Genomic DNA, 23,504 nt, shown 5'->3' with positions numbered 1-23,504 from the left:
AAAAGGCTTTTTCTGTCCCTGCAACCAGTTACAGCATGGGGGCAAAAACCCGCAATACTGACCCCAGCAGGGTGGTGTACCAGCGCACCTGCTGAAAATCCTTCATGGTCACTTGATGGCATACCTTCAGCGTATCCAGGAAGTCATGGGTCAGCTCTTTCACGCTGGGGGTGTGATAGAGCCAGACACCACACTCAAAATGGAGATAGAGGCTGCGGTAATCCATATTGATAGTGCCCACCACCCCATAAAGATCATCCACCACAAAAGTCTTGGCATGCATGAACCCAGGAGTGTATTCGTAAATTTTTACGCCGCTTTCCACCAATACACGGTAATACGTGCGGGTAACCACATGCACATACCACTTGTCCCATTTGTGGGGAGTGATAATGCGCACATCCACTCCTCCCTTGGCAGCTGCACAGAGCGCCGTCACCATTTCATTGGCGATGATGAGATAGGGCGTGGTGATATAAACTGATTTTTTGGCCTTGTAAATCATGTTCAGGTAGACGGTTTCACTCACTGGTTCATCATCCAAAGGGCTGTCTGCAAAGGGCTGTACAAAGCCAGTTTCCGGCAGATCATCTGCACCAGAACCCGGTCTGTCTGTGATATCTGCCACACCTGTTTCATTGTGATTATGGTGGTGATGGGCTGACGGGTGAAACTGGAAATAATCCTCTTCCAATCCTTTCAGATAATCCCACATGGCAAGAAACATCACCGTTAAGTTCCAGACAGCAGGCCCCTTGATGATAATGCCGGTGTCTTTCCAGTGGCCATATTTAACGATTTCGTTAATATACTCATCTGCCAGGTTGATGCCCCCGGTGAAGCCGGTATGGCCGTCAATCACCGTGATTTTACGGTGATCCCGGTGATTCATTCGCAAGGAAAGCACAGGAATCAATGGATTGAACACACCACATTGGATTCCCATGGATTCCAATTGACTGTGATAGTCCCGGGGTAACGTGAACAAACATCCCATATCATCATAAATCAGCCGCACATCAACCCCTTGGGCTGCTTTCTCTTTCAACACTTCCAGAATCTGGTTCCACATGACCCCTTCTTCGATGATAAAGTACTCCATAAAAATAAACCGTTCCGCTTTTTTCAGTTCACTGAGAAGCCGTTGAAATTTTAACTCTCCAATGGAAAGGTATTCTCCCGCCACTTTTTCGTAGGGAGGATAGCCGCCATAGTCGGCAATATACCGGGACTGAACTGCTGCTTCAACATGATGTGCTTCCATCACCTGCAGGCAACGCCTGGTTTCCGGTTCATGCGCTTTCATGGCCTCTTTCACTTTTGCTTCGTGTGCCTTCATTTTCGCCGCCTTTTGGCGGCTCATTTTGCTTCTTCCCAAAAAGAGGTAGAAAAGCCCGCCAAAAATGGGAAACAGCATGATGGGGATGATCCAGGCGATTTTGTAGGCAGGGTTGATCCGACTGTTCACCACCCACAAAAAAGCCACCAGGCTCAGTACCAGGCTGAATGCATAGAACAAAGCAAAATACTCATTGAAACGACTGATGACAGCAATTAGAATCACCAGTTGGCCCAATACTGACACCAGCAGAAAGAAAGTGCGGGGCATCATCATTTTTTGAAGGGTGGTTTTGGTTTGCCGTTTAAAATCACTCATAGGCCACTCCTTATGATTATGATCCTTTCAACGCATCAAGCACCGCTGTTTCAATCCCTGATTGATCCAGTGTTGTTTTGTGGCGAACAGGTTTCTCTTCCAGGCCTTTCAATCCGACAGGTATGGGAACACCCGTTTTCTGATGCAGTTCCTTAACAGCTGCAAAACCATCCCCCAAGGGTGTTCCCCACAGGGCTTCTGTCACTGTATCGGCAAATTTATACGCACTGGCAGTGGCGGCAATCACTGCAGGGGTTGTATCTCCAGTTTCTTGCAGGAAGTCCCTGTATACCTTATGGGCCACGGCAGTATGTGGGTCCATGAGGTACTGATGCTTCTGATATAGGGAGGCAATAGCTTCCCGGGTTTCTGCTTCGTCAGCATATCCGGCGTAGAAACCTTCCAGTCCCTTTCGAATCCTGCTGCTGACGGTGTAGCGTCCCTCCGTTTCCAATGCCTGCATAAAGCCCTTGATCTGATCACTGTCGCCGCCGGACAAGTGATACAGCAGGCGCTCCAGGTTGCTGGAAACCAGAATATCCATGGAAGGTGAAGTGGTGATATGAAAATTCCGACGAACATCGTAGGTGCCGGTGGTGATAAAGTCAGTGAGCACGTTGTTTCGATTGGAAGCACAGATCAGCCGGTTCACTGGCAGACCCATCTCACGGGCATACCAGGCCGCCAGGATATTGCCAAAATTACCAGTGGGAACAACAACGTTCATGGCTTCTCCCGGCTTCAGAATCTCCTGCTTCAACATCTGCAGGTACGCCCACACATAGTAGGCCACCTGAGGAACCAATCTCCCAATGTTAATGGAATTGGCTGAAGAGAATCGAATGCCTGATATTCCAAGCTTCTGAGCCACTGATTCATCATTAAAGAGCTTCTTGACAGCTCTTTGAGCATCGTCAAAGTTTCCTCTGATCCCGAAGACATGGGTGTTGGTACCTTCCTGGGTGGTCATTTGCCGTTCCTGTACCTGACTGACTCCCACATGGGGATACAGCACCACAATCTGGGTTCCCGGCACATCAGCAAAACCTTCCAGTGCCGCCTTTCCAGTATCACCGGAGGTAGCGGTTAAAATGGCAATTTGCTGCTGTTCATCTTCCTGTTTCAACGCTGCTGTCAGCAGATGAGGCAATAATGACAGGGCCATGTCTTTAAAAGCAGCCGTGCGGCCGTGGTACAACTCTAAAAAGCAGGTGTCTCCCGCCTTTATCAAAGGGGCTACTTCAGCCGCTGCAAACTTGTCATCGTAGGCACTTTTCACGCATTGACCCAACACTTCTGCCGGGTAATCATCCAGAAAAGGCTGCAGCACACGCACAGCCACTTCCTGATATGGCAGTACTGTCCAGTCGGTGAAGTTTTCCGGTAACGAAGGAAACATCTCCGGTACAAAAAGGCCACGGTTTCCCGCAATCCCCCTGATGATCGCCTGAGCGGCTCTCAGCTTCTCTGACCCGCCCCGTGTGCTCACATACTGCATTTATCATCATCTCCATTTCTTTCTGCTTCAACCGCCATGATCTTCATCTGTTAGTGGCACACTGTGACAACGCACCGTCTGCTGTCACTAACCGTTAACAATCATTGTAACACAAAGAGCCCCTTCTGCGGAAGCATGACCGAAGCAAAGCGCCCCACCAGTTTTTGACCAGTGGAGCGCAGATATTGATCAGATCGCTTTTTCTGTTTGTGGCCGGGCAGAAGCCGGCATCAATGCTTTTCTTAAAAAATGCAGATACTGCCACAGCACATACAGTACCATGATCACCGCCCAAAATTCAAACATGGGGATGGTGGCTCCAAGAGTCGGGATGCCAACGCCTGCCTGGCTCAGATACCCATTGGTTCCCTTCAACGCAATCCCAGTAATCACAAAGGGAAAGGTGAAGGCTGAATAGCTGGGAAAAAAGGGCAGTTTTAGCAGCCGGGACATCACCAGCATCACGCCGATGAAACTGATGAGGGTACACGCTGTCAGAAAAGCAACGATCGCCAGGTTTTTCTCCGGAAAGCTGTTAAGATAGCCTGCCAGGGCCAGACTGCTGGGCGCCGTCATAATAGCCAGTGAAGGCAATGCCGGGTCAGGAATCTGGCCCACCTTAATCACCCGGTAAAGCACCACTGGAAGCAGTACCAGGTAGGCAGCAAAAGCAATCCAAAACAGGGCCTGTCCGATGACAAGCTGTCCCATGGCCGGTGCTGTCAAACTGAAGCATGCCAGCCCCACATAGACAATAAACCAGCTGGGAAACACTTTCTTCATCTTAAAAGATACCACGTGTTTTTTTGTAAAGATGACCAAAAGCACCACATGGATCAGTAGTGCTAAAAACCACATGACCAGCGCTCCCTGGGGAAGGAAAGGCTTGAGGTAAACTGACAGAATTGCCATTCCCATACTGAAGGTGGGCAGCACACTGGCCACCGGGGGCTGTTCTAAAGCTTCTTTCAGCGCTGCCGGGTCAGTAAAAGCTTTGGCGGCAATCAGCACCATGATCAATGTTGCCACTGCTCCCAGGGCATACCGATAGCCGGCACCGTAGGATACGACCAGATTTCCCAGCCCCGCCATTCCCAGCATCAGTCCAGCCATGGGAAAAGGTATTTTTTTCAACAGCATCTCGAACGCTTCCTTTCTTAACTGCAGCCACAGCCGCTGCAGGCACATGATTCCAACCGGTCATTGCTGAAGTTTTCCACCGCCATACGGGCTGCCACTGCTTCGTCTGCGAGGAATTGCTCAGCAATCCAGGCTGCCACCTCTCCCGTAATCTTTACACAGTGTGCTTTGCGTTCAGGGCTGGTGAACTCGAAATCTTTGATCATCACCCGGCAACAGGTGCTTTTGTACATCGTCTTGATATGGTCATGCAGCTGGGCCGATACGGGAAACATCCGCTCATCCATGCTTTCACCGTGATTTCGCCCATAGGCCATGCCCAGCGCCATGGCACCGCCGCTGACGGCACCGCAGAGACATCCTGATTTTCCAAGACCAATGGGAAAGGCCGAAGCCATTTTGGTTACTTCTTCAGGAAAAGGCCATCCCATCAGTTCGTTGATGGTATGAATCACCGCCTCTGAACAAAAAAATTCTCCCCGTTGAAAATACCCTTCTGCCTTCTCTCGTACTGCCTGAATCAATTGTTCCTTTTCCATTTTCATTCCTCCCCTTCTTTCTACTGCATACTGCCATCTTTCCCGCTAAGGATCCATGAAGACTTATCGCTGAATACCTTTAAACGAATGTTGCTGTTAATCGGTTGTTGCTGTTAGTCCGGTGTTCAGGAGTCCGATGGCGTTTTGCCGGATACTTTGATAAATTTCCATCTATCATTATATGAGAAGCCCCACCGAAGGTCGAATTGAAGTTCGTAATCGATGGATAGAGTTTTCAAATGATTCAGCTGCACATGTTTCCTTCTCAAATCTGTCATCGATTGCCTTCCACTATCGTTTAACCCCGATTTATTAGATTTGTTCCCATGGTTCATTTTCAGGTTTTCTCTTCATCTCAATAACCTGTCACCATTTTTTGCTGAACGGGCACCCATAGTCCCAGAATGATGGTATAATGACAGGTAAACACACTCTTACTATGTGAAAAGGACGGTGCAGCATGAAAGGAACAGTCGTCAACATTTGGCTCAACACCATTGAGAAACTTTACGGGCAAGATAAAAGGGATGCCACACTGGAACAAGAGGGGTGGAACCCCCGGCGCCTCATCACGCCTCTGGAGGAAATTGAAGACAAAAAAATATTCTCACTAATGGATGCTTTTGCCCAGTCTCAGGGGATCAGCAGCGAAACCCTTTGGCGAAAATTGGGTCAAAATAACATCGCTTCTTTTCATGGCTGGTTCCCCTCGTACTTTGAGAGCGGAACTGCCATGGGCTTCCTGTTGCTCATGGACAGCGTTCATGCTCAGTTAACCAAAATGATCCCCGGAGCCAAGCCGCCCCGTTTGATTCCTGAGAGCGTGGGCGAAAAGAGCTTTCAGATGGTTTACCAGTCAAAACGTGGTTTGCATGATTATCTTCTGGGCCTCATTGAAGGTGTTGGCGCCCACTTTAATGAAAAAATTCACTCTGAAGTAATGGAGAAAAAAGTGGGAAGCGATGGCACCCATGTGGTCAGAATTAAACTAAACTTTGAAAAAACACCCCGAAAATACAAGCGATACCCCTTCTCCCAGTTATTGTCTCTGGGAGTCATCAAATCGCCGGCATTTAAAGTCATTTTACTGCCCACCATCTTGTCCGGTATTTTGGTTGCGCTGCTCAGCGGCACAGATAATCTCCCATTGCTGGCAGGCGTTCCTTTGGCGGTATTAGCTTCCGGCCTCGTCACAGGCCTGGCAGTGAACCGACCGTTGCAAGACTTACCCGGCGAACTGGAAAAAGTGCGTCACCTTGATCTGTCAGAAAGCCTTTATGTTGCCACAGGTGATCAGCTTGAGCAAACCTACGGCGAAGTGGTTCAGGTGAAGGAAAAACTACGAGAAGAGTTTACCCACCTGCGGGGGGGGATGGATGACCTCTACTCATTCACCGACAAGTTTGCACAGGTTGCCAAAAACCTGAGTGAGGTTTCTGATCTGATTTCCCAGGCTGTGCAAGAAGTGGCAGAGGGGGCGGTACACCAGGCCACTGAAACAGAAGGATCTGTCGCTATTCTGTCGGATAACCTGAACGTACTCAATGATATCAGCCGAAAAGAGCTGGAAGGCAAAGACAGCCTTGAGTCAGCCGTGGCACAAATTGAAACCTCCTTCAATGACTTGGAGAAGGTGTCCAATAACATGAACCAAATGAAAGACCGGTTTGCTCAGGTGAACGAACAGGGCAATGAACTGAGCCAAAAAGTGAAAGACATCATATCCATTGTCAGCACAGTGGAGCATATTGCTGAACAAACCAACCTGCTGGCCTTAAATGCCTCCATCGAAGCCGCCCGGGCCGGTGAAATGGGCCGAGGCTTCAGTGTGGTAGCCGAAGAAATCAGAAAGCTGGCTGAAGACTCAAAAAAAGCAGTGGGCACCATTAACCACAGTCTTAACGAGTTTGTTGAGGGCGTGAATCAGATGGTTCACCAGGTGAATGACCAGTTTACTGAACTGGATACCGGCACCAAAACCATGGTGGCCGTCACGGAAGAAAGCCGACAAGCTTCCTCCCGCATCAATCAGGTTTCCCTGACCATTTCTGAGTTTTCCAAACAGCTCTCCAATGAAACCACTAAAATAAATACGGTTTTTGATAATCTCAACACCCTGGCAGCCATTGCCCAGGAAAATTCTGCTACTGCCCAGGAAATGAGTGCCAACGTCACCAGCTTCTCTTCTGAAATTGTGACCCTCACCGAGAACATTGAAGAACTGGAAAAAGTGGTGCTATTCCTGAAGAACGAACTGAAACGTTACAAGATTTAATGCAATCACAAGAAAACCGGGTGATGTTGATGAAAAACAACCGACGGATCACAATCTGGCTGTTCCTGGCCGGCTTCCTTTTCATGACACTTGCACAGAGCCTGGCGGCAGTTCCCATCCCCAGGCAGCAGGAGTATGAAGAACAGATTGTCATTTTGTCAGAAACCCAACGAGAAATTCTGGATGACCTGTTCCAACTGGTGCAGGATATTGATAATGTGGAAATTCAACAACGCCAGCTGGAGGAGGAGATTCTTCAGTCTGAGGCTTCCATTGTAGCACTCCAGATCGAAATAAGCATTCGACAGGAATCCTTCGAAAACAACCGGAATCTCCTGGAAGCAGTGCTGAAAAGCTATCAGCGACGGGGGCCCGGCTCCTCTCTGGAAATCATACTGGCCTCCGAAAGCTTTTCAGACCTCATCAACCGACTGCATCTCCTCCGGGACCTGACGCGGAACACCGGTGATCTATTGGATGATCTGGAAGAGCAGCAAGTCTGGCTCACGGCTGAACAGGAACGCTTGGAAGCTTTTCTGCTGGGTGTGGATGAGCAACGTCAGGCTCTCCAGTCACTGTTGGAAAGCCACCTTGCCCTACGGGATGATCTGGAAGACCGGCTGGTCTCCCTTGAAGATGAGCGCAGCCTATATGAAGACCGCCTGATGAATCTGGAACGCCACTGGTTGGAAGCAAAAGATATTTTTACCACTTTTGCAGACACCTTTAGTCGGCTGGCCACCGACGGCAGCCTTCCGCAGGACGCCATTTCCCTCTCCTTTAATCTTTTTGAGGTCAAGGGAACCCTGAGAGAGGAAGCCCTCAATCTGGCACTTCAACAGACAGCAGGCATTGAAGGTATGTCTTTACAGTTCCAGCCCGGTGTGACTACTGTGCTGATGCCTGAACGGGAGTTTCAGCTGACAGGCACCTTTGCTCTGAAAGACGGCCATACCCTGGAGTTTATCGCCGAAAGCGGCACATTTTACGGTATGCAGCTCACCGACTCCTCCATCCGTGACTTAATGCAAACTGGCACCGTAGAACTGGATCTGACAGCTGTGCTGGAGGGCAACACCCTCACTGCCGTGCGTACTCAGCAGGGAGCTCTGGAGCTGGTGAGCCGCTTTTCACTCTTCTAATCTCCACCTCTGTTTTGAAAAGCACTGGGACGAGCTCCATGTTTTCCCCTGAAAAAATGATATTGAAAGGAAGCTGCGTCTTGATCACTGCCAACGACATGACCCTCACCTACAGCGATGGTACCGATGCCTTAAAAGGCATCAGCCTGAAAATTCAAACTGGCGAGCTGGTTTACATCACCGGTCCCAGCGGCTCAGGAAAGACCAGTCTTATCAAGTTGCTCATGGGAGCAGAAAAGCCCACTGCCGGAGAGTTGCAAGTGTTGAATATTTCCCTACCACCTGCACGCGAAAAAGACCTGCTGCAGCTTCGCCAGCAGATCGGGCCTGTTTTTCAGGAACTGAAACTCATTGATGGCAGAAGCGTTCTTGATAACGTGGTGCTGGGCATGCGTTTTCTGGAGATCCCCTCTCAACAGTGGCGGAGCAGGGCTTCAGAAGCACTGGAAAAAGTGCGCATCAGTCATAAAATGATGTCTAAAGCCGAACACCTCTCCTGGGGAGAACGGCAACGGGTTGCCATCGCCCGTGCCATTGCCCGAAGACCTTCACTGATTCTGGCAGATGAACCAACAGGCAACCTGGATCATGATAATGCTGTTAATATACTCCAATTACTTGATTCTCTGCGGAATCAACACACATCTGTCATCATCACCACCCATGCCACACATCTCATCGACCGCCAGCGTACCAGTCAGTTAATTCATATCAGTGAGGGGCGTATTGCCCCCCAGTGATGGGAGGAAGTCACCTATGAAGAAAAGCCTTGTCAACCTTGGATACTTTATAAGAGAAGCCTTCACGCTGCTGAGGCTGAATGGCATCTCCCACCTGCTTTCTTTTGTCAGTATTGCCCTGGCCTTTTTTTTGCTGTCTTTGGTGGTGTCCACCTGGTGGGTGAGTCTTCAAATCATCGACACCCTTCAGCAGGAAGCAGAAATCTCTGTTTTCATCTCTGAAGACATCAACCAGACAGATCAGGAGGCACTGACGGCTTCCATTGCTGCCATCCCCGGAGTGCTGGGTGTGCGAATGGTCAGCGAAACTGAAGCCTTTGAACAAATGGCTGCCATTCTGGGGGAAGAAGCTGAAGTGCTCACCTATTTTGATGAGAATCCTTTCGATGCCTATCTGGAGACCAGCGTTGATCCTAACCAGGCAGCAGTTATTTACCAAGAGCTGATCCTTCTTCCCGGTGTGCGCCACATCCGCGATAACCGGGAAGTGCTGCACCAGATCCAAAGCCTCACAAACCTGCAGCGAGTACTGGGACTGCTGTTTATCGCTGCTGCCGGCACTGCCACCCTGGTGGTGATTTCTCACCTCATTCGCCAGGGTGTTTATCAAAACCGCGACCAGATTCACACATTAAAATTGCTGGGTGCCCCTCCTGCCTTCATTGCACTGCCCTTCCTGATGGTGGGTCTCGGTCTCACCCTGGGAGGTGGCCTGTTGGCCACTCTGTTCACCCGATGGGCATTGCATCTGGGGTATCAGCAACTGGCCGCACCACTGCCCTTCATCCCCCTGCCGCCCCTGACAGTCCTTTTTCGAAATACCTCTTTGGTCATTTTATCCCTCAGCCTGCTGCTGGGAATTGCCGGCAGCGCCATGGGACTGAAAGCCTCACGGATTCAATCATGAATCCACGAGGCTTTCTTTTTTGACAGCTTTGTTCCGGCTTTACTTTGTTGCCCTGTGCTGCTGATGTCGATAACGGAATACCACCTGCTGTTGACAGTCAATCCCCGTGGAGAAGGATCGGTTACCAATTTTTTCCAACACTCCCTCAAGGGTGTCTCTCTGTTTCAGCCAATCTTCCACCGCCTGCCACAGCTCAACCGTTTCTCTCACTGCTTCCTGGTACATCTCCATGAAGCTTTGGTCTCTCACTGCCTGCTGATCCCAGGGAAGGCACCAGGATTTTCGGCTTTCATTGAGAATATCCTGATCACTGGGTACTTTTTGAGGATAGATATTGGCTGTCACATAGCCCGGCGGCCTTAAAATACCTTCCAGACAGGCGGCCATCCTTCTCTTCCATCCGGCGGGATCCATCAGCAGCCGGTAAATCAACTGCATGTCCCTTGCTGACTTCATCACTCCTTTTGGAGATACCGATATGTCATACAGATGATGCAGCAATGGTGCCAGCCACCGGGCCATTGCCTGCATTTCCTTTTGTGGCGGTTGAATCCACCTGTGGAGAGGTATTTGACGAGCATTTGGAACAAAAAACAGGTCAAGGGCTTTTTCATAGGCACTGTGATCACATTTAAACCGATACTGCTGTGCCGGATTCTGGAAATCCTCCACAAAACCCGACCAGTAGAAAATAAAAGGATGCGTATGGGTATCAAGGGCATAGTGGGCCAGATAACCCATTATATAGGCCAGTTTCAGCTGAAAGAACGCTTCGCCGTCTTTCAGCGATGCCAGCATTTCATTGAAAAACCGACGAATGTGACTTTCATGCATTTTTTCGCCCAGTGCCCGAAGGTGCAATTGCCTCTCCCAGGGAACCGCCCCTTCGTAAAAGAAAGGGTCTCCGCCCTGGGCCCCCAGCATGGTCATTTGTGGGTGCTTTTGTGCTGCCTCAACGATGATGAGTTCCTTCCCCTGGAAACTTCCCAGTGCATCTTTCACGCACTGGCAGTGAGCAATCAGACTTGGCATGGTGCCACCTTTCCCTTCCACATACCTGTCAACTTCATTGATCATTTCTCATGGACGCGTATCTCAGTGATTTGATTATCTAATGAATGACTCCAACTTACAAGCCCAGACAGAAAAAACCGCCGGTTAGAATCTCCGACGGTGTCAGCAGTCTCATCAGACCGCCCATTTTCTGTTTTCAGTGAAAGAAATGGTGAGCCATGGCTCGTAGGGGAGCTTGAAAATAGCTTTGCTGATTTCCTCCCGGATCCTGTCTGTATCTCTCACCGTATATACCAGGGTTTTCTTGCCTGTAACAAAATCAATTTCTGCATAGAGCGTCGTTCCCACTTTACTGATCCGGCAGTAGGCTTCTTCCAACTGGTATTTTTGACGTACCTGCTGTACAATTTCATCCACCTGAAGCTGCATCTCTTCATCGGGTGCCATTCGCAGCAACTCACGCATGCCGTTCCAAAGGGTGTGAGCAGGTGTTTTCACGAAAAGAGCGGTAATCATCAGCAGCAACACTGGGTCTACATAAGGAATAAGGCCTGCGACAGTGGTGCGTCTCAGAAACATGGCCACGGCAAACCCGGCCAGCGTTCCCAGTGATATCAACCCATCCATTTTCCATTCAATGGCTTCCAGCTTCAGCAGACCTGAACGGGATTTTTTTCCTTTTCGGTGGAGCAAACTATACACGGCCAGACAAAAAACGCTGGAAATCACGGCATAAATCAACGAGTTCTCCAGGTTCACCACGCGTCCGCCATGAAACAGGTCTTGCACTGCGAATATCATGGCAGTCACGACGATACCCAGCATCACCAGCGATTTAATGATCATGACAAGCGGCTCCACTACAGTTCGGCCAAACTGAAAAAGATCGTCTCGCGCCTCTCCCTCCCTGGCAATGAAATTCACTGCCCAAAGGGACAATAGTGACATGCCGGTGCTCACCAATGAATAGAGCCCATCAAACATGATGATGCGTGCATTGGCAGCTATTCCCCAAACAATTCCCATGGCGGCAAAAATCAGGGTGCCGGCAATGGACAACTTCAATAATTTGCGTACTATAAATCCTTCTTCCATAAGTCACCTCTACTATTATTCACATCTGTCACGATGTTCTTTTCTAAACGCTTTCAGCACAGTCTTATTGCTCATCAATCGGTTTCATCATGCATCTGTATATGAATGACTGTCAGTCATTCATAGTGCAAAAAACCGGGGCGGCTTTTTCAGGGCGTCAACGCACGCTTGACAAAGGCCATCAACTCCTGCTGGTAAATCAGGGCATTACTGCTGCTTTCTTCAAATAGATAGACTTGCTCTGCAACGCCTTCCATCATTTCCACCACAATTTTGGCAATCATATCAACCCGCATATCCCGTCTTATTTCTCCCTTTAACTGGGCAGCGGCGATCCGTTCTTCCAGCCAGTGGTAATAGGGCTTGTATATTTCCTCCCATTCCAGAAAAGCACCGGTTACTGCCATGCCGGAGTAGCAAAGGCCAAGCACTTCACGGTACAGGTGGGTGGTTTCAAAGGTTATGCCTACAATTTTTTCCATTTGATCAAAAAAGGTGTCCTGGGGCGGAATATGTGTTTTCATTTGGTTTAGCATGTATTGCAGCATGTTATCGGCAATGGCTGGAATCAACGCATTTTTGGACTGATAATACAGATAGAAGGTACCCTGAGCCACACCAGCCTCCTGCACCACGTCTGACACCTTGGTTTTTTCAAGTCCTTTTTCTGATAACACTTTTATGGCTGCTTTCAAAATCAGTTCTTTTTTGCTGTGTTGGCTGATGGGATCACCTTCTTTCTAAATCATATTTTTATGACTGACTATCAGTCATATTTTACCACCTCACTTTGTCTCTGTCAAGCTTCCTTTTGATTTGATCCTATCCTTCCCTTTATCAGCCTTTCTCACACCAGGATTCTTTCCCACTTCGTTTAGCTTGATACAGCGCTTCATCTGCAAGCTTCAACGCTTCTTCGTAGTCTTGATCCGGACCTTCCAGCCACATCAAGCCACCTGAAAGTGTCACTGGTTTATGACTGCCATCAGGAAGACCGATCGCTACATTTTGGAGACGATTAAAAAAGCTATTCACACATTCTCTGATCGCTTGGCGATTAGAAAAATGGTGGAGTAACAGCACAAACTCGTCACCTGATCGTCTTCCCAGCACCATCTGATGCTGTTTGGCAATGGTTTTCAACATCTCCACTGCATGAAGAATATACTGGTCCCCAAATTGATGACCATGGGCATCGTTCACCTTTTTTAGATTATCCAAATCAAACATGAGTAGTGCTGCTGTTCCTGCCTGCTTTTCTGACATCTGGTGTTTCAGCTCCTCCTGAAACGCTTTGCGGTTCAAAATGCCCGTTAAAGGATCGCGATCTCTGTCTGCTTTAATCTGTTTCTTCTCCAACATTTCCGCCGTCACATCCATCACAATTCCCAGAACATCTTTCTCCCATTGAGTTATTTTAATTTTAAGCCAACAAAGCTCTTCCTTTGAAAGCACATACACATTGGGCTCACCTTCTTCCGGACAGCGAAAGATTTGATCCAGCTTTTTCCGAAAGGCTGCTTTATCTTTTATCAGCAGATTTCTTTCCTCTATGTCGACATCTAGTAGGTGCCACAACTGATCAGTGACAAAAACGCCATCTGAGTTCTCGCGTATTTCAAAAGCACCTATGGGCACTTCCACCAGATCAATGATACGAGACATCCTCAAGGCAGTATCCAGCAGAGAATTGTTGGCCGCTTCCATAGCCATGGCCAGTTCATCCACTTCCAGAAGTCCTGTAGCGTTTAGTTGCAGGTTTTTTTCACCACTGCTCTCCCGCACCTGTTTTGCCAGCTTTACAATAGGGCGGGATACTCCATAACTGATGAAGATGCCACCCGCAATCCCAATCAAAATGGAAATCACCAGGGAGGCACTGAGGATCCGTTGGATTCGTTGCACAAAACTCAACAAACTCCCTTCTGTCATCATGCCCACTAAATACCACTCTTCTCCTTCAAAAGGAGTGTTTAAGTGATAAAGCCCAATCCGCTCCAAACAAGCGTAAATAGGTTCTGCACTGTCATGATTCTCAATGGTGAACATGTTTAACTCCGAATGAACCCTGGTCAACAGTAGTGGTTCTGTTTCCCGGATCATACGCTTTTGTAAAGCACCACTGGTGATCACAGGCTTCAGATGACTCTCTTCTGATTTGCTGTAAGCAATAAGATAACCCATGGAGTCACGTCGCTGAAGATCGGTACCCGAAAGATACTGATTCAGGTAATTCAGCGAAACTTCCACTCCAATGATTCCTCTTAATTCATAATCTGCATTAAACAGCGGCATGGTGTAGGTGACGATTGGCAGATCATTGGGGGACAATTGAAAAGGCAGGCTCCAGTAACCCAGTAGTCCTGCATTGAATGTAAGCGATGCGTTACGATAGGGCTGGTCAAAAAAAGCACGGTTATCATCAGTCAGTTTCAGGTAGTATCCCCAAGTCTGATCCAGTGGGATTTTTAAGCTTTTTGCAAGTTCAGAAGGTCCGTGAACCATATATAGGTCTTTGTTGCCAACGTCATTCAACATGGGATCATAATCCCGTATATACAGCACCGGATTACCCACTTCTGCTGCGTTCGGTTCATCCAGTATAATAAAGGCTCCAGTCGTTTGAGTGGTTCGCAGCATGGCGATCAGATCTTTAGCAACCGCATCGAAAAACTCCTTTTGCTCAGGGTAATCAGACAAAACACCTGCGATCTGTATCAGGTAGGGATCCACATTAGTCCACCGGTTTTTCATCTCACGTTCAATGGTTTCTTGACGGTTACTGACTTTTTCAGAAAAAGACTGATAGGCATTTTCTCTGGCCCTGCTCAAAACACCACCAATAAGCATGGCTCCAGTAAGCAGCAATGCCTGAAAAATAATAATGAGAATGACAAAGATCGTCAGTTTAAAATAAATGGACTGTCTGCTCCATCGAGTCTTTATCATGAAAATCGCTGCCTTCCTAATGATTCATAATCAGTGCTGCTTCCTGGATAAACTGGTGATACCATTGTTCAAATTGCTGGTCTGAAATAAGTGCTTCAACGACAGTTTCACGGTCTTGCCCTTCAGTCACTCTTTTTTCCAGCACTTCCAGATCCCTTTGTATTCGGTTAAACAGGTGAGATTCCATCAGCTCTCGCATTTCGAAGCTTCCATCAAAAGGCCTGTTGTTATAAAACCGATAATCATCAAACATGTGTGTGGTTGTGACGAGAGACGCACGAATTGCCGGATTAATCACCTCAGTCGTCTCCAATACTTCCATCAGTACCACTTCATCTATGGCTTTCGATTTTACTGGCAGGTAACCAGTGGAGACGGCGAAAAGAACATTTTGTTCAGGGTCAGTAAACCACTTCAAAAAGACTGCTGCTGCATATTCATGTGGCGTATCGCTTTTGGTAATACACATGCCAGCTCCCTGCTGAACTGCGTATCGCTCACCGTTTTCAAAATAAGGGTAGGGTAGTATTAATGGTTCAATGGTGCGGATATTCTGCTGACTAAAAGTTACCTCCATGGGAAAATAGGCAGCTCCTGCCGTCGATCCAACATAAGCCATTACTGCTCCGGTTTTGGCATCATCAGAGCTGAAACGACCTGTTTTCTCATAGTATCCTTTGATATAGGGCCGATAATGGTAATCCCAGATTTTTCGGGCAGTCTCTTCCGAAAACTGCAATTGTGCCTTGCCACCTTCGTAATGATACAGTTCCTGTCCCAGCTGCATTCCTGCCTGTAAAAAAAAATTGGCATTGGCATCGATCCCGAAAAAACCATTACCTGTAGTTTCGTAGTATCGTTTGGCTGTTTCATATACGCCTTCCCAAGTGGCCAGGTTTTCTTCTGTCAGTCCGTTATTATCGGCAAAAACTTCCCAGTCAGTTTTATTCACATATAAGTTTTCAGATGACTTGGCAATTGGTACGATGCGAAGTCGTTGATCACTGCCAATTCTTCCTTCTTCCAGAAACTCTTCGCGAAATAAGGCCAGTTCATCATCAGAAAAATAGTTTTCCAGCTCAACCAATTCAACAATTTGATGTACTCTGTGTGCATTATCTGAATAAGCCATGAAAATGTCAGGCATCCGCTGAGCTCCAATGGATTTGCTGGCCGCATCGAAAACCGCATTGGCCAGCTGCCCCACATCACCCAGGCTTTGGGCATCCACCACAATTCCCTGCTCCATTCCCACCGTCTCATTGAATGTTGCCACCAAGACATCAAAATTGTCTTTCAAATGACCACTGTAATAATGCCATAAGGTGACAGTCACAGGTTTGGATGGATCCAGCAACGATTTCTCCTGCGTCGTCATTTGACACCCTGATATAAGCAAAACGACCAATATCACTGACAATATACTACACCCGATCCAGCTCTTACTTTCCACTGATTTCCCTCCATCATCTTTTATGATAACCCTTTCACATTATGACAGTCTTTGATATAAACGAACTTCTGAGGGACCTTCCCGAAAAGCTGCCAACTGGGGCACAATGCGAACGAAATGCTCTGATGCATTATGACGGTCAATGGCTGCCTGATCCTGCCATTCTTCGATAAAGGTAAACACCTGAGGATCGTTTAGATCACGATACAAACCGTAGGAAAGACACCCCACTTCCTGCTGACTGGCTTCAATCAAGTCTTTTGTCATGGCAATGAAAGCTTCTTCCTGTCCTTTTTTAACAGTACTCTTGGCAACGATGGTGATCATTCTGTTCATCTCCTTTTAAAGGTTGTTTTCATTCTATCACGGATGGTCAATGGGATCATACACTTCTTTTCCCATGTGCTGCTGACCCACCTGCTAAATTAATCCTTCTATTTCGAGTCTATTGTCTTAATATTTGGGTAGAACTGAATTAGATGATAAACATACACTTTAACAGGATAAATGAAAAGGGAGGGATTTGATGAAACACAAATTCATCGCCAAAAAGTACTGGAAAGATCAAACCACCCCCATGGGCGAAGTGGACGATCTGGTGAAGCTCTACTCCAATGTGATCAACCTCAGCTTGGGCGACCCGGACCAAACCACTGACGAAGGGGTGATTCAGTTTGCCCTTCAGGAAGCATTGCAGGGCCACACCCACTACACTGATTTTCGGGGAGACCCGGAGCTTCGCCAGGAAATTCGAAACTTTTACCGGGATGATTTCAAAACCCTGGTGGACGACCCGGAGATCATGGTGACGGCCAGCGCCTGTCTGGCAGTATACCTTGCCCTGGAGGCCACCCTGGACCCGGGGGATGAAGTGATTCTTCCTGCACCCTATTTTACGCCTTACTATCAGCAGGTGGAACTGGCCGGAGGCATTCCTGTTGAGCTGCCCACCTATGAGGAAGAAAACTTTCAGGTTGATCTGAAGCGTCTGGAGGCAGCCATTACAGACCGCACCCGGGCCATTATTGTCAATTCGCCCACGAACCCCACCGGCGCCGTGTTCAGTGAAGAAACCCTGCAGCTCATTGGTGATATTGCCATCAAGCGGGATCTGCTGATCATCGCCGATGAGGTTTACCAAGCCTTTGTTTTCAATGGTGATTTTCAATCACTTATCACCATCGATGATATCCGGGATCGGCTGGTGGTGGTGAACACCTTCTCCAAGGACTATCAGATGACCGGCTGGCGGGTGGGCCACATGATTGCCCCCCGGGAAATCATTCGCATTTGTCAGCAGATCAATGAGAATGTGGTGTTTACGCCTTCTTCTGTTTCCCAGCGGGCAGCCCTCTATGCCCTGCGCAATCGTCATACCCTGCTGGCCCAATCCCATGAACTTTATCGGGAGCGGGTGAGCTACGCAGCCCGCCGTATTCAGCAGATTCCATGGATGAGCGTTTTGGAACCCCAGGGAACTTTCTACCTTTTTGTCAATATTAAAAAGACAGGATTATCTTCCCAGGAAGTCAGCAAAATGATCTTACATCAGGCCAAGGTTCTCACCATTCCCGGCAACTCCTTTGGAAACAGTGGAGAAGGCTACCTGCGCATTGCCTGCACTGTGAGTCAGGAAAAACTGGAGGAAGCCTTTGACCGCATTGAAAAGATACAACTGCCTGAGAGTTAGTCCTCTTTTCGATGATCCCGTCCATAATAATCCGCACGCAGGTATTTTAGGTACACATATCGGAGAATCCCAACCCGGTAACGAATCCGCCGGTCGATGTACCTGAGATATGCTTCGACGGATGAAATATCATCCCTGTTCACAGAAGTCTGGCTATACTGGGCCAGCACATACTGATGGGTGATGGACTCAAATACTTTGTCCATGTCATATAACTGTCTGCTGATTCGCCGGGCATACTCATAGGGTGTTTCTCCCGTTTCAAGGGGATAACCCAGGGTTTTCAATAACTGTAGCAATTGCCGATAGAAGCCGATGACCCGCTCATTGGCTTCTTTTGAGTTCAAATAACTGCGACGACGGCGGTGATTCATGACCTGCTGCCCCATCCTCAGCGCCGTGACCACTAAAGCAGCACCCATCAACAACAGCATTTTCAGGGGGATTCCTTGGGCATACCAAAGTCTCTCGTTCTCTGGCTTTTCCCTGTCCATCAAGATCCTTTCCGACGCTTCGTCTCCGTTGCCCGATTGCGACTGTTCCATTCGTTCCACCAGCATCAGAAACTCGTCGAAATCACCAGCATCAAACAGGTCACCAGACACTGTCATTTCCTGCTCTCCCGCCGTTACCGGCGGTTCATAGGCCGGTGTTGCTTCCAGCGTCACCCAGCCTTCGGGTTCAAAATAGGCTTCCACCCAGGCATGGGCATGATGTTGGCGAATAACATAAACATCTTCATCATTGTTCTGTGGCATCACATACCCTTCCACATACCTGGCGGGAATTCCTTCAAATCGCAACATCACTGCCAGTGCTGAGGCAAAATGGGTGCAGTAACCCTCTTGAAGGTCGAAAAGAAAGGTGTCCACAAAATCCCGGCCTGCTGGTGTATGGGGCACTTCCAGAGAATAGGTGTACTGGGTGCGCAGATACTCCTGCAGTGCCAGTGCTTTGCTCCGTGCATCAGAAACTCCTGATGTAATGTCAGTGGTCAGGGTCTTCACCCGTTTCGGCAGGGTCTCCGGCAGCTGCAGATATACCGGCGAAAGGTGGTTGACACCAGTGGAGGTCTGGCCCGGAATCATCACCTGCAGACTGTATGTCTCATCCTTAAACACCGCATCAGGAAAGGAAAGCTGATAGTTGGTATCCACCCGCAGAGTTCTGTAACGTTCACTGTTCACCACCAGGGGTTGATAGGGTGTGAAAATTGTCATGGATGAAAAATAGATGTTGGTAATCTCCAGGGTGATGATCTCTCCCCCCGTCACTTCGTGAGGAAGCAAAGTGCCTGTCTCGGAAATGATAGCTTCAACCGTATCGAAGCGCCACCGATTATCTTCATAGCGGGTCTTCACGTTTCCCCGGAGATAGTAAGCGGCCGGTGATGTCACCATCATCACCGCCTGGTCACCTGGCCGAACCGGGCCACCCAGAAGACCTTCTGACGATTGGAATCCGGTGACGCTGAAATCAAAATAGTTCCCACGTCCAAAGCTGCGGCTGTGTACCAAATCTCCCCGCAGATCTGTCAGCATAGGCAGCCGCCTGTTGATCTGGGCCTCCATCCAAGACCACTTCAGGGGTGCTCCCGCTTTGGGCAACAGAGCTGCCAACAAGACGATGACCAGCCCGTAAGTCAGCACTGTTCGCTTCCACGGCTGGTAAAGATCTTCCCGCATCTGGGCTTTCTCTACCATCCATCTTTTTTCGGCTCTGTCAAAATGTCTGAGCCCTGCCAACATCAAGTAGAGCATGACAAACAACACCAGCATGGGATAAGCCACGTCAATGTGTTGATACCAATAGACCGTCAATGGAATGCCGTAAATCACCAGCAACGGCCAGGTGGTTTTTCCCTTGAAAACAAAGCAGCCGGTCAGAACAGCCAGTAACAGCACCACCAATCCCCACAGATAGGGAGCGTTCTCCGGCAGTATAATCTCTCGACCCCGAAAATGATCCAACAGATTAAACATGAAATGACCCAGCGCTTCATAAGCCTGAACTCGCAAGGCCCTGAAAAAATAATTGAAGAAGATCATTCCCACTACCAATAAGCCCGCCAGCAAGTAGCGAGCCAAAGGCCACAACAGTAATGCCAGACTACCCATCGCCAGCAGGCTGGTTATCATTATGCGAGAAAACCACCCAATTTCAATGAGAAGGGCCGTTCCCAGGGTATTTGCCAGGGTAAAGACCATTAGCAGGTACAGTACCAGTGCCGATACTTTAGCTTCACGTCGCGTCTCTTCTTGCATAGGTTCCCTCCAGCACATCTCTCACATTTTGCTTTTTGTCAAACAGGTAGCATGAAAGACCTTCCAGCGTGAGTTTCTTAACAATTTCCCGGTTTTCCTCCCAGCCGGCAGGGTTGTTATCGCCATCACCAAAAACCAAAAACAGGGGATACCTGTTTTTCAGACGGTCTGCAATTCCCCTGGCCGCCAGTCCTTTGGTCAGGCGTGGCGTCAAAAGCAGCAGCGCAGTTCCCGGAGGAATCTGTTCTGTCCATGAGGCCGCCTGTTTTTCAAAAGAAACCGATTCGGCGGGGTGAAACAGTGCCAGTCCATCCAGAAAGTGCTTCAGATAAATGGGTGAGTTTCCCGTGTACCTGACCTGTCGTCCCCGGCTTGCATACTGGAGCGTGACTTTGATATTTCCCCTGAGGCAATAGTCAATCACTGAGGCGGCGGCCTCCACCAGCTGGTCTTCGACCCAGCCTTCAGGATCATGGGCATAATGCTCCTGGCTACTGTCCAACAGCAGTAACACTTCTGTATCTCCCCGCTCTTCATACTCCTTGACCACGAGGTTTTTTTTGCCGGCCGACACCTTCCAGTGAATCTGTTTAATGGGATCCCCTTCCCGGTACTGGCGCAACCGGGAAATCTGGGTATAGTCCTGAAATAGCGGGTCTTTTACCTTTAGATTGCCCATTTGCTGGCTGGCCACAATGGGAAAACTGCTGATGGGAACCACCCGGGGGTAAACTTTCAGCGATAGTGGACTGGTGATGGTTTTTTCAAAAGTGTTCATCTGAAAGATGTCATGAATCAACAACCTGATGTGACCCAGCTCATACAGCCCTCGTCTCCGGCATACCAGCTCTGACTGTCCTACCAGCTGCTCTTTTCCATTCAGGGAAAAAACCCGGCGGGGCTCTTTTATGCCAGTGAGCCGATACCCCACCTCATTCTCCAGCTCAATGCCGGGAAAAGCGATGGGCAGTGGGTTCTCCACCCGGTAGGCTACCGAGACAACTTCCCCCGCCACCAGCTCTGCCTCAGGTACCAGTATGGCACCTCTCAGAAAAAGCTTCCCAAGAAGGCCATGGGCCATGGGCAGTAACCACACCAACAGGTAGGCATACCACACAAAAAAAGGCAAACGTCCACCCACCAGCAGTGCCAGTAAGGTGACCGGCACCCCCAACAGCAGGTAAAGCTTACGCTTCATGAAAGTCCACCGCCGGTGTGTAGATTTTTTTCAACAGCTCCAACACCACCGTTTCAACCCCCTTACCTTCAATTCGTGCTTCCGCCGAAAGCATCAGACGGTGACACAGCACACTGGCAAGATTTTCTTTAATGTCATCGGGAATCACGTACTCTCTCCCACGGAGATAAGCAAGAGCCTTTCCACTTTTCAGCAGGTCTATGGATGCCCGGGGACTTGCCCCCAGATAGATGTCCGGATGGTTGCGGCTGGCATTCACCAGGCTGACAATGTACTGAATCACTTCCGGCGCCGCATACACCCGTTCCACTCCTGCCTGCATTGCCAGCAAATCAGCCTCTTCAGCCACTGATGTCAGGTGACTCATGGCATCATGACGGGGGTGCCGCACGATGGCCATTTCATGCTCTGCATCGGGATACCCCAATGAAACACGCATGAGAAACCGGTCTAACTGGGCTTCCGGCAATGGAAACGTACCCTGATATTCAACGGGATTTTGCGTGGCCAGCACCATAAACGGCTTTTTGAGAGGATAGGTGTGGCTGTCAATGGATACCTCCCCTTCCTCCATGGCCTGAAGCAGACTGGACTGGGTCTTGGGAGAAGTGCGGTTAATCTCATCCGCCAGAATGATCTGATGAAAAATGGGCCCTTTCCGAAAAGAGAAACTGTTGTCTTGCTGGTTATAGATAGTCATGCCCAGCAGATCAGCGGGCATCAGGTCCGGTGTAAACTGAATGCGGCCGAAGGAAAGATTCAGGCTTCTGGCCAGCGCCTTCACCATGGTGGTTTTTCCAACCCCCGGCACATCTTCAATCAGTACATGTCCCCGGGCCAGCAAACACACCAGCACCTTTTCCAGTACAGGTGTTTTACCGATGATCACTTTTTCCATGTTTTCCAGAATGATGTTCCCTCGTTCTTTGTTGGACATGATGTCACCCCACCCATGTTATTCGCCGCCCTGATGGGCTGCTACTCGATCAATCAAAAACCCTCCCGTTGTTGATAAGAATCATCAATCATCTGCAGAGGGTTGATGGAACACTGCTTAGAACTTCTTACCCCCACCCCCATGGGTTCTGCCGCTGCTGCTGCTGTGGGTGGTGCTGCGCCCGCCAGTTGAAGAACCGCCACTGGAGCTGCTGGAGGCAATTTTCACCCGATTGGTGGTTTCTCTGAGAAAGCGGTCCTGAACACTGGTGATGGTAAAGCCACTGGGAGGCTGGTAAGCTGATGCACTGGTTTTGGGCATCACGCGGTGTCCGGCAGAAATGGCAATGGTGGATACGGCGGATACAATGAGGGCCGCCACAAAGATTGGCCAGTAGAGTGCCATTTGCAGCAATTTCCCCCAAAAACTAACTGGTTCCGGCGGCGTTTCCGGTTCCCGGTATTGACCGGCAGGAACACCCTGACGGGCATACACATCCACCTGATTCAAAAATGTCTGGGCTGCAGCGTGGAACGCTCCGTCGGCCAGGTGCTCCACCACTGAATCGTTGATCGTGTCAATCCGCTGATCGGTAAAGATGTCGATGGCTTCCCCCGTGGTGGAAATCCACACCTCCCGCTCTGCCATGTTCACCAGCATCAACAGACCCGATGCCTCTGGGCCAATGCCATACCCGTTGTTGTCATAGTAATCGTCGGCAAAGTCCCGGGATGATTTTCCAGCCACCTGATCGGTGATCACAATCACCACATCCAGCCCATGGTCAGCTGCCAGGCTGTCAATCTGTTGCTGAAGCGCATCAATATCCGACTGGGACAATACATCATACTCGTCCACCACATGGGAGGAGGCCAGGCCTGCCGCCCAGCTGCTGCCAATGAGGAGCCACAGCAGGGTGATGGTTAGAAACGTCTGCATGAATGGAATCCGCTTATATACTCTATCTGCACCTGATCTTTTCCGGCAGGAAATCTTTTTATCACCT

General features: G+C 49.1%; 19 protein-coding genes. 5 read left to right on the top strand and 14 right to left on the bottom strand.

Annotated features, from left to right (window positions below):
* Positions 1 to 28: 28 nt before the first annotated feature.
* From cls to AAIG11_RS00435, 4 genes are all read right to left on the bottom strand, one after another.
* Entirely contained in the window at positions 29 to 1,657 is a 1,629-nt protein-coding gene (gene cls, locus AAIG11_RS00450; RefSeq protein ID WP_425499394.1) for a cardiolipin synthase, read from the bottom strand.
* Positions 1,658 to 1,673: 16 nt separating this feature from the next.
* On the bottom strand, positions 1,674 to 3,155 hold the full coding sequence (thrC, locus tag AAIG11_RS00445) for a threonine synthase (protein ID WP_343184312.1): 1,482 nt from the start codon (positions 3,153 to 3,155) through the stop codon (positions 1,674 to 1,676).
* A 189-nt stretch (positions 3,156 to 3,344) separates the two neighbouring features.
* Positions 3,345 to 4,295, bottom strand: a complete 951-nt coding sequence (locus AAIG11_RS00440) for a TDT family transporter (protein ID WP_343184311.1) — start codon at positions 4,293 to 4,295, stop codon at positions 3,345 to 3,347.
* Between the two features lie 17 nt (positions 4,296 to 4,312).
* The gene (locus tag AAIG11_RS00435; RefSeq protein WP_343184310.1) at positions 4,313 to 4,834 is read right to left on the bottom strand and encodes a C-GCAxxG-C-C family protein; all 522 of its coding nucleotides are present in this window, start codon (positions 4,832 to 4,834) and stop codon (positions 4,313 to 4,315) included.
* 460 nt (positions 4,835 to 5,294) lie between these two features.
* On the opposite strand from AAIG11_RS00435, the gene AAIG11_RS00430 reads away from it, so the two are divergent.
* The 4 genes from AAIG11_RS00430 to AAIG11_RS00415 all read left to right on the top strand — a co-directional run bounded on the left by AAIG11_RS00430 (position 5,295) and on the right by AAIG11_RS00415 (position 9,898).
* Complete coding sequence (locus AAIG11_RS00430; RefSeq protein ID WP_343184309.1) at positions 5,295 to 7,109, top strand: heme NO-binding domain-containing protein; 1,815 nt, start codon at positions 5,295 to 5,297, stop codon at positions 7,107 to 7,109.
* Positions 7,109 to 8,251, top strand: coding sequence for a coiled-coil domain-containing protein (locus tag AAIG11_RS00425; RefSeq protein WP_343184308.1), 1,143 nt, complete (start codon positions 7,109 to 7,111; stop codon positions 8,249 to 8,251). Before AAIG11_RS00430 ends, AAIG11_RS00425 begins: the two co-directional genes overlap by 1 nt.
* An 80-nt stretch (positions 8,252 to 8,331) precedes the next feature.
* Complete coding sequence (locus AAIG11_RS00420) at positions 8,332 to 8,991, top strand: cell division ATP-binding protein FtsE (RefSeq protein ID WP_343184307.1); 660 nt, start codon at positions 8,332 to 8,334, stop codon at positions 8,989 to 8,991.
* Positions 8,992 to 9,007: 16 nt separating this feature from the next.
* Positions 9,008 to 9,898, top strand: a complete 891-nt coding sequence (locus AAIG11_RS00415) for a cell division protein FtsX (RefSeq protein WP_343184306.1) — start codon at positions 9,008 to 9,010, stop codon at positions 9,896 to 9,898.
* A gap of 39 nt (positions 9,899 to 9,937) precedes the next feature.
* Here AAIG11_RS00415 and AAIG11_RS00410 read toward each other — a convergent pair whose 3' ends face one another.
* From AAIG11_RS00410 to AAIG11_RS00385, 6 genes are all read right to left on the bottom strand, one after another.
* Positions 9,938 to 10,930 carry a zinc dependent phospholipase C family protein gene (locus AAIG11_RS00410; RefSeq protein ID WP_343184305.1) on the bottom strand — a complete coding sequence of 331 codons (993 nt, stop codon included), beginning with the start codon at positions 10,928 to 10,930 and terminating at the stop codon, positions 9,938 to 9,940.
* 156 nt (positions 10,931 to 11,086) lie between these two features.
* Positions 11,087 to 12,007 (bottom strand): cation diffusion facilitator family transporter, encoded by a 921-nt coding sequence (locus tag AAIG11_RS00405; RefSeq protein ID WP_343184304.1) that lies wholly within the window; start codon positions 12,005 to 12,007, stop codon positions 11,087 to 11,089.
* A gap of 149 nt (positions 12,008 to 12,156) precedes the next feature.
* On the bottom strand, positions 12,157 to 12,702 hold the full coding sequence (locus tag AAIG11_RS00400; protein ID WP_343184303.1) for a TetR/AcrR family transcriptional regulator: 546 nt from the start codon (positions 12,700 to 12,702) through the stop codon (positions 12,157 to 12,159).
* A gap of 142 nt (positions 12,703 to 12,844) precedes the next feature.
* The gene (locus AAIG11_RS00395; RefSeq protein ID WP_343184302.1) at positions 12,845 to 14,956 is read right to left on the bottom strand and encodes a sensor domain-containing diguanylate cyclase; all 2,112 of its coding nucleotides are present in this window, start codon (positions 14,954 to 14,956) and stop codon (positions 12,845 to 12,847) included.
* Between the two features lie 16 nt (positions 14,957 to 14,972).
* Positions 14,973 to 16,334, bottom strand: a complete 1,362-nt coding sequence (locus tag AAIG11_RS00390) for an extracellular solute-binding protein (RefSeq protein ID WP_343184301.1) — start codon at positions 16,332 to 16,334, stop codon at positions 14,973 to 14,975.
* 114 nt (positions 16,335 to 16,448) lie between these two features.
* Entirely contained in the window at positions 16,449 to 16,736 is a 288-nt protein-coding gene (locus AAIG11_RS00385; RefSeq protein ID WP_343184300.1) for a putative quinol monooxygenase, read from the bottom strand.
* Positions 16,737 to 16,935: 199 nt separating this feature from the next.
* Here AAIG11_RS00385 and AAIG11_RS00380 point away from each other — a divergent pair, with 199 nt between their 5' ends.
* Entirely contained in the window at positions 16,936 to 18,099 is a 1,164-nt protein-coding gene (locus AAIG11_RS00380; RefSeq protein WP_343184299.1) for an aminotransferase class I/II-fold pyridoxal phosphate-dependent enzyme, read from the top strand.
* Here AAIG11_RS00380 and AAIG11_RS00375 read toward each other — a convergent pair.
* The 4 genes from AAIG11_RS00375 to AAIG11_RS00360 form a co-directional block, all read right to left on the bottom strand.
* Positions 18,096 to 20,363, bottom strand: coding sequence for a DUF4129 domain-containing transglutaminase family protein (locus tag AAIG11_RS00375; RefSeq protein ID WP_343184298.1), 2,268 nt, complete (start codon positions 20,361 to 20,363; stop codon positions 18,096 to 18,098). The genes AAIG11_RS00380 and AAIG11_RS00375 overlap by 4 nt on opposite strands.
* Positions 20,341 to 21,561, bottom strand: a complete 1,221-nt coding sequence (locus AAIG11_RS00370; RefSeq protein WP_343184297.1) for a DUF58 domain-containing protein — start codon at positions 21,559 to 21,561, stop codon at positions 20,341 to 20,343. The genes AAIG11_RS00375 and AAIG11_RS00370 overlap by 23 nt, the downstream gene beginning before the upstream one ends.
* The gene (locus tag AAIG11_RS00365) at positions 21,551 to 22,498 is read right to left on the bottom strand and encodes an AAA family ATPase (RefSeq protein WP_343184296.1); all 948 of its coding nucleotides are present in this window, start codon (positions 22,496 to 22,498) and stop codon (positions 21,551 to 21,553) included. Before AAIG11_RS00365 ends, AAIG11_RS00370 begins: the two co-directional genes overlap by 11 nt.
* A 117-nt stretch (positions 22,499 to 22,615) precedes the next feature.
* Positions 22,616 to 23,437 (bottom strand): TPM domain-containing protein, encoded by an 822-nt coding sequence (locus AAIG11_RS00360; RefSeq protein WP_343184295.1) that lies wholly within the window; start codon positions 23,435 to 23,437, stop codon positions 22,616 to 22,618.
* Positions 23,438 to 23,504 lie beyond the last annotated feature (67 nt).

Origin of the sequence: Anoxynatronum sibiricum, assembly GCF_039414295.1 — a bacterium.
GTDB classification, from domain to species: domain Bacteria; phylum Bacillota; class Clostridia; order Peptostreptococcales; family Tindalliaceae; genus Anoxynatronum; species Anoxynatronum sibiricum.
Note: the sequence above shows the minus strand (reverse complement) of the source record. Positions and strands in the feature narration are given on the sequence as shown.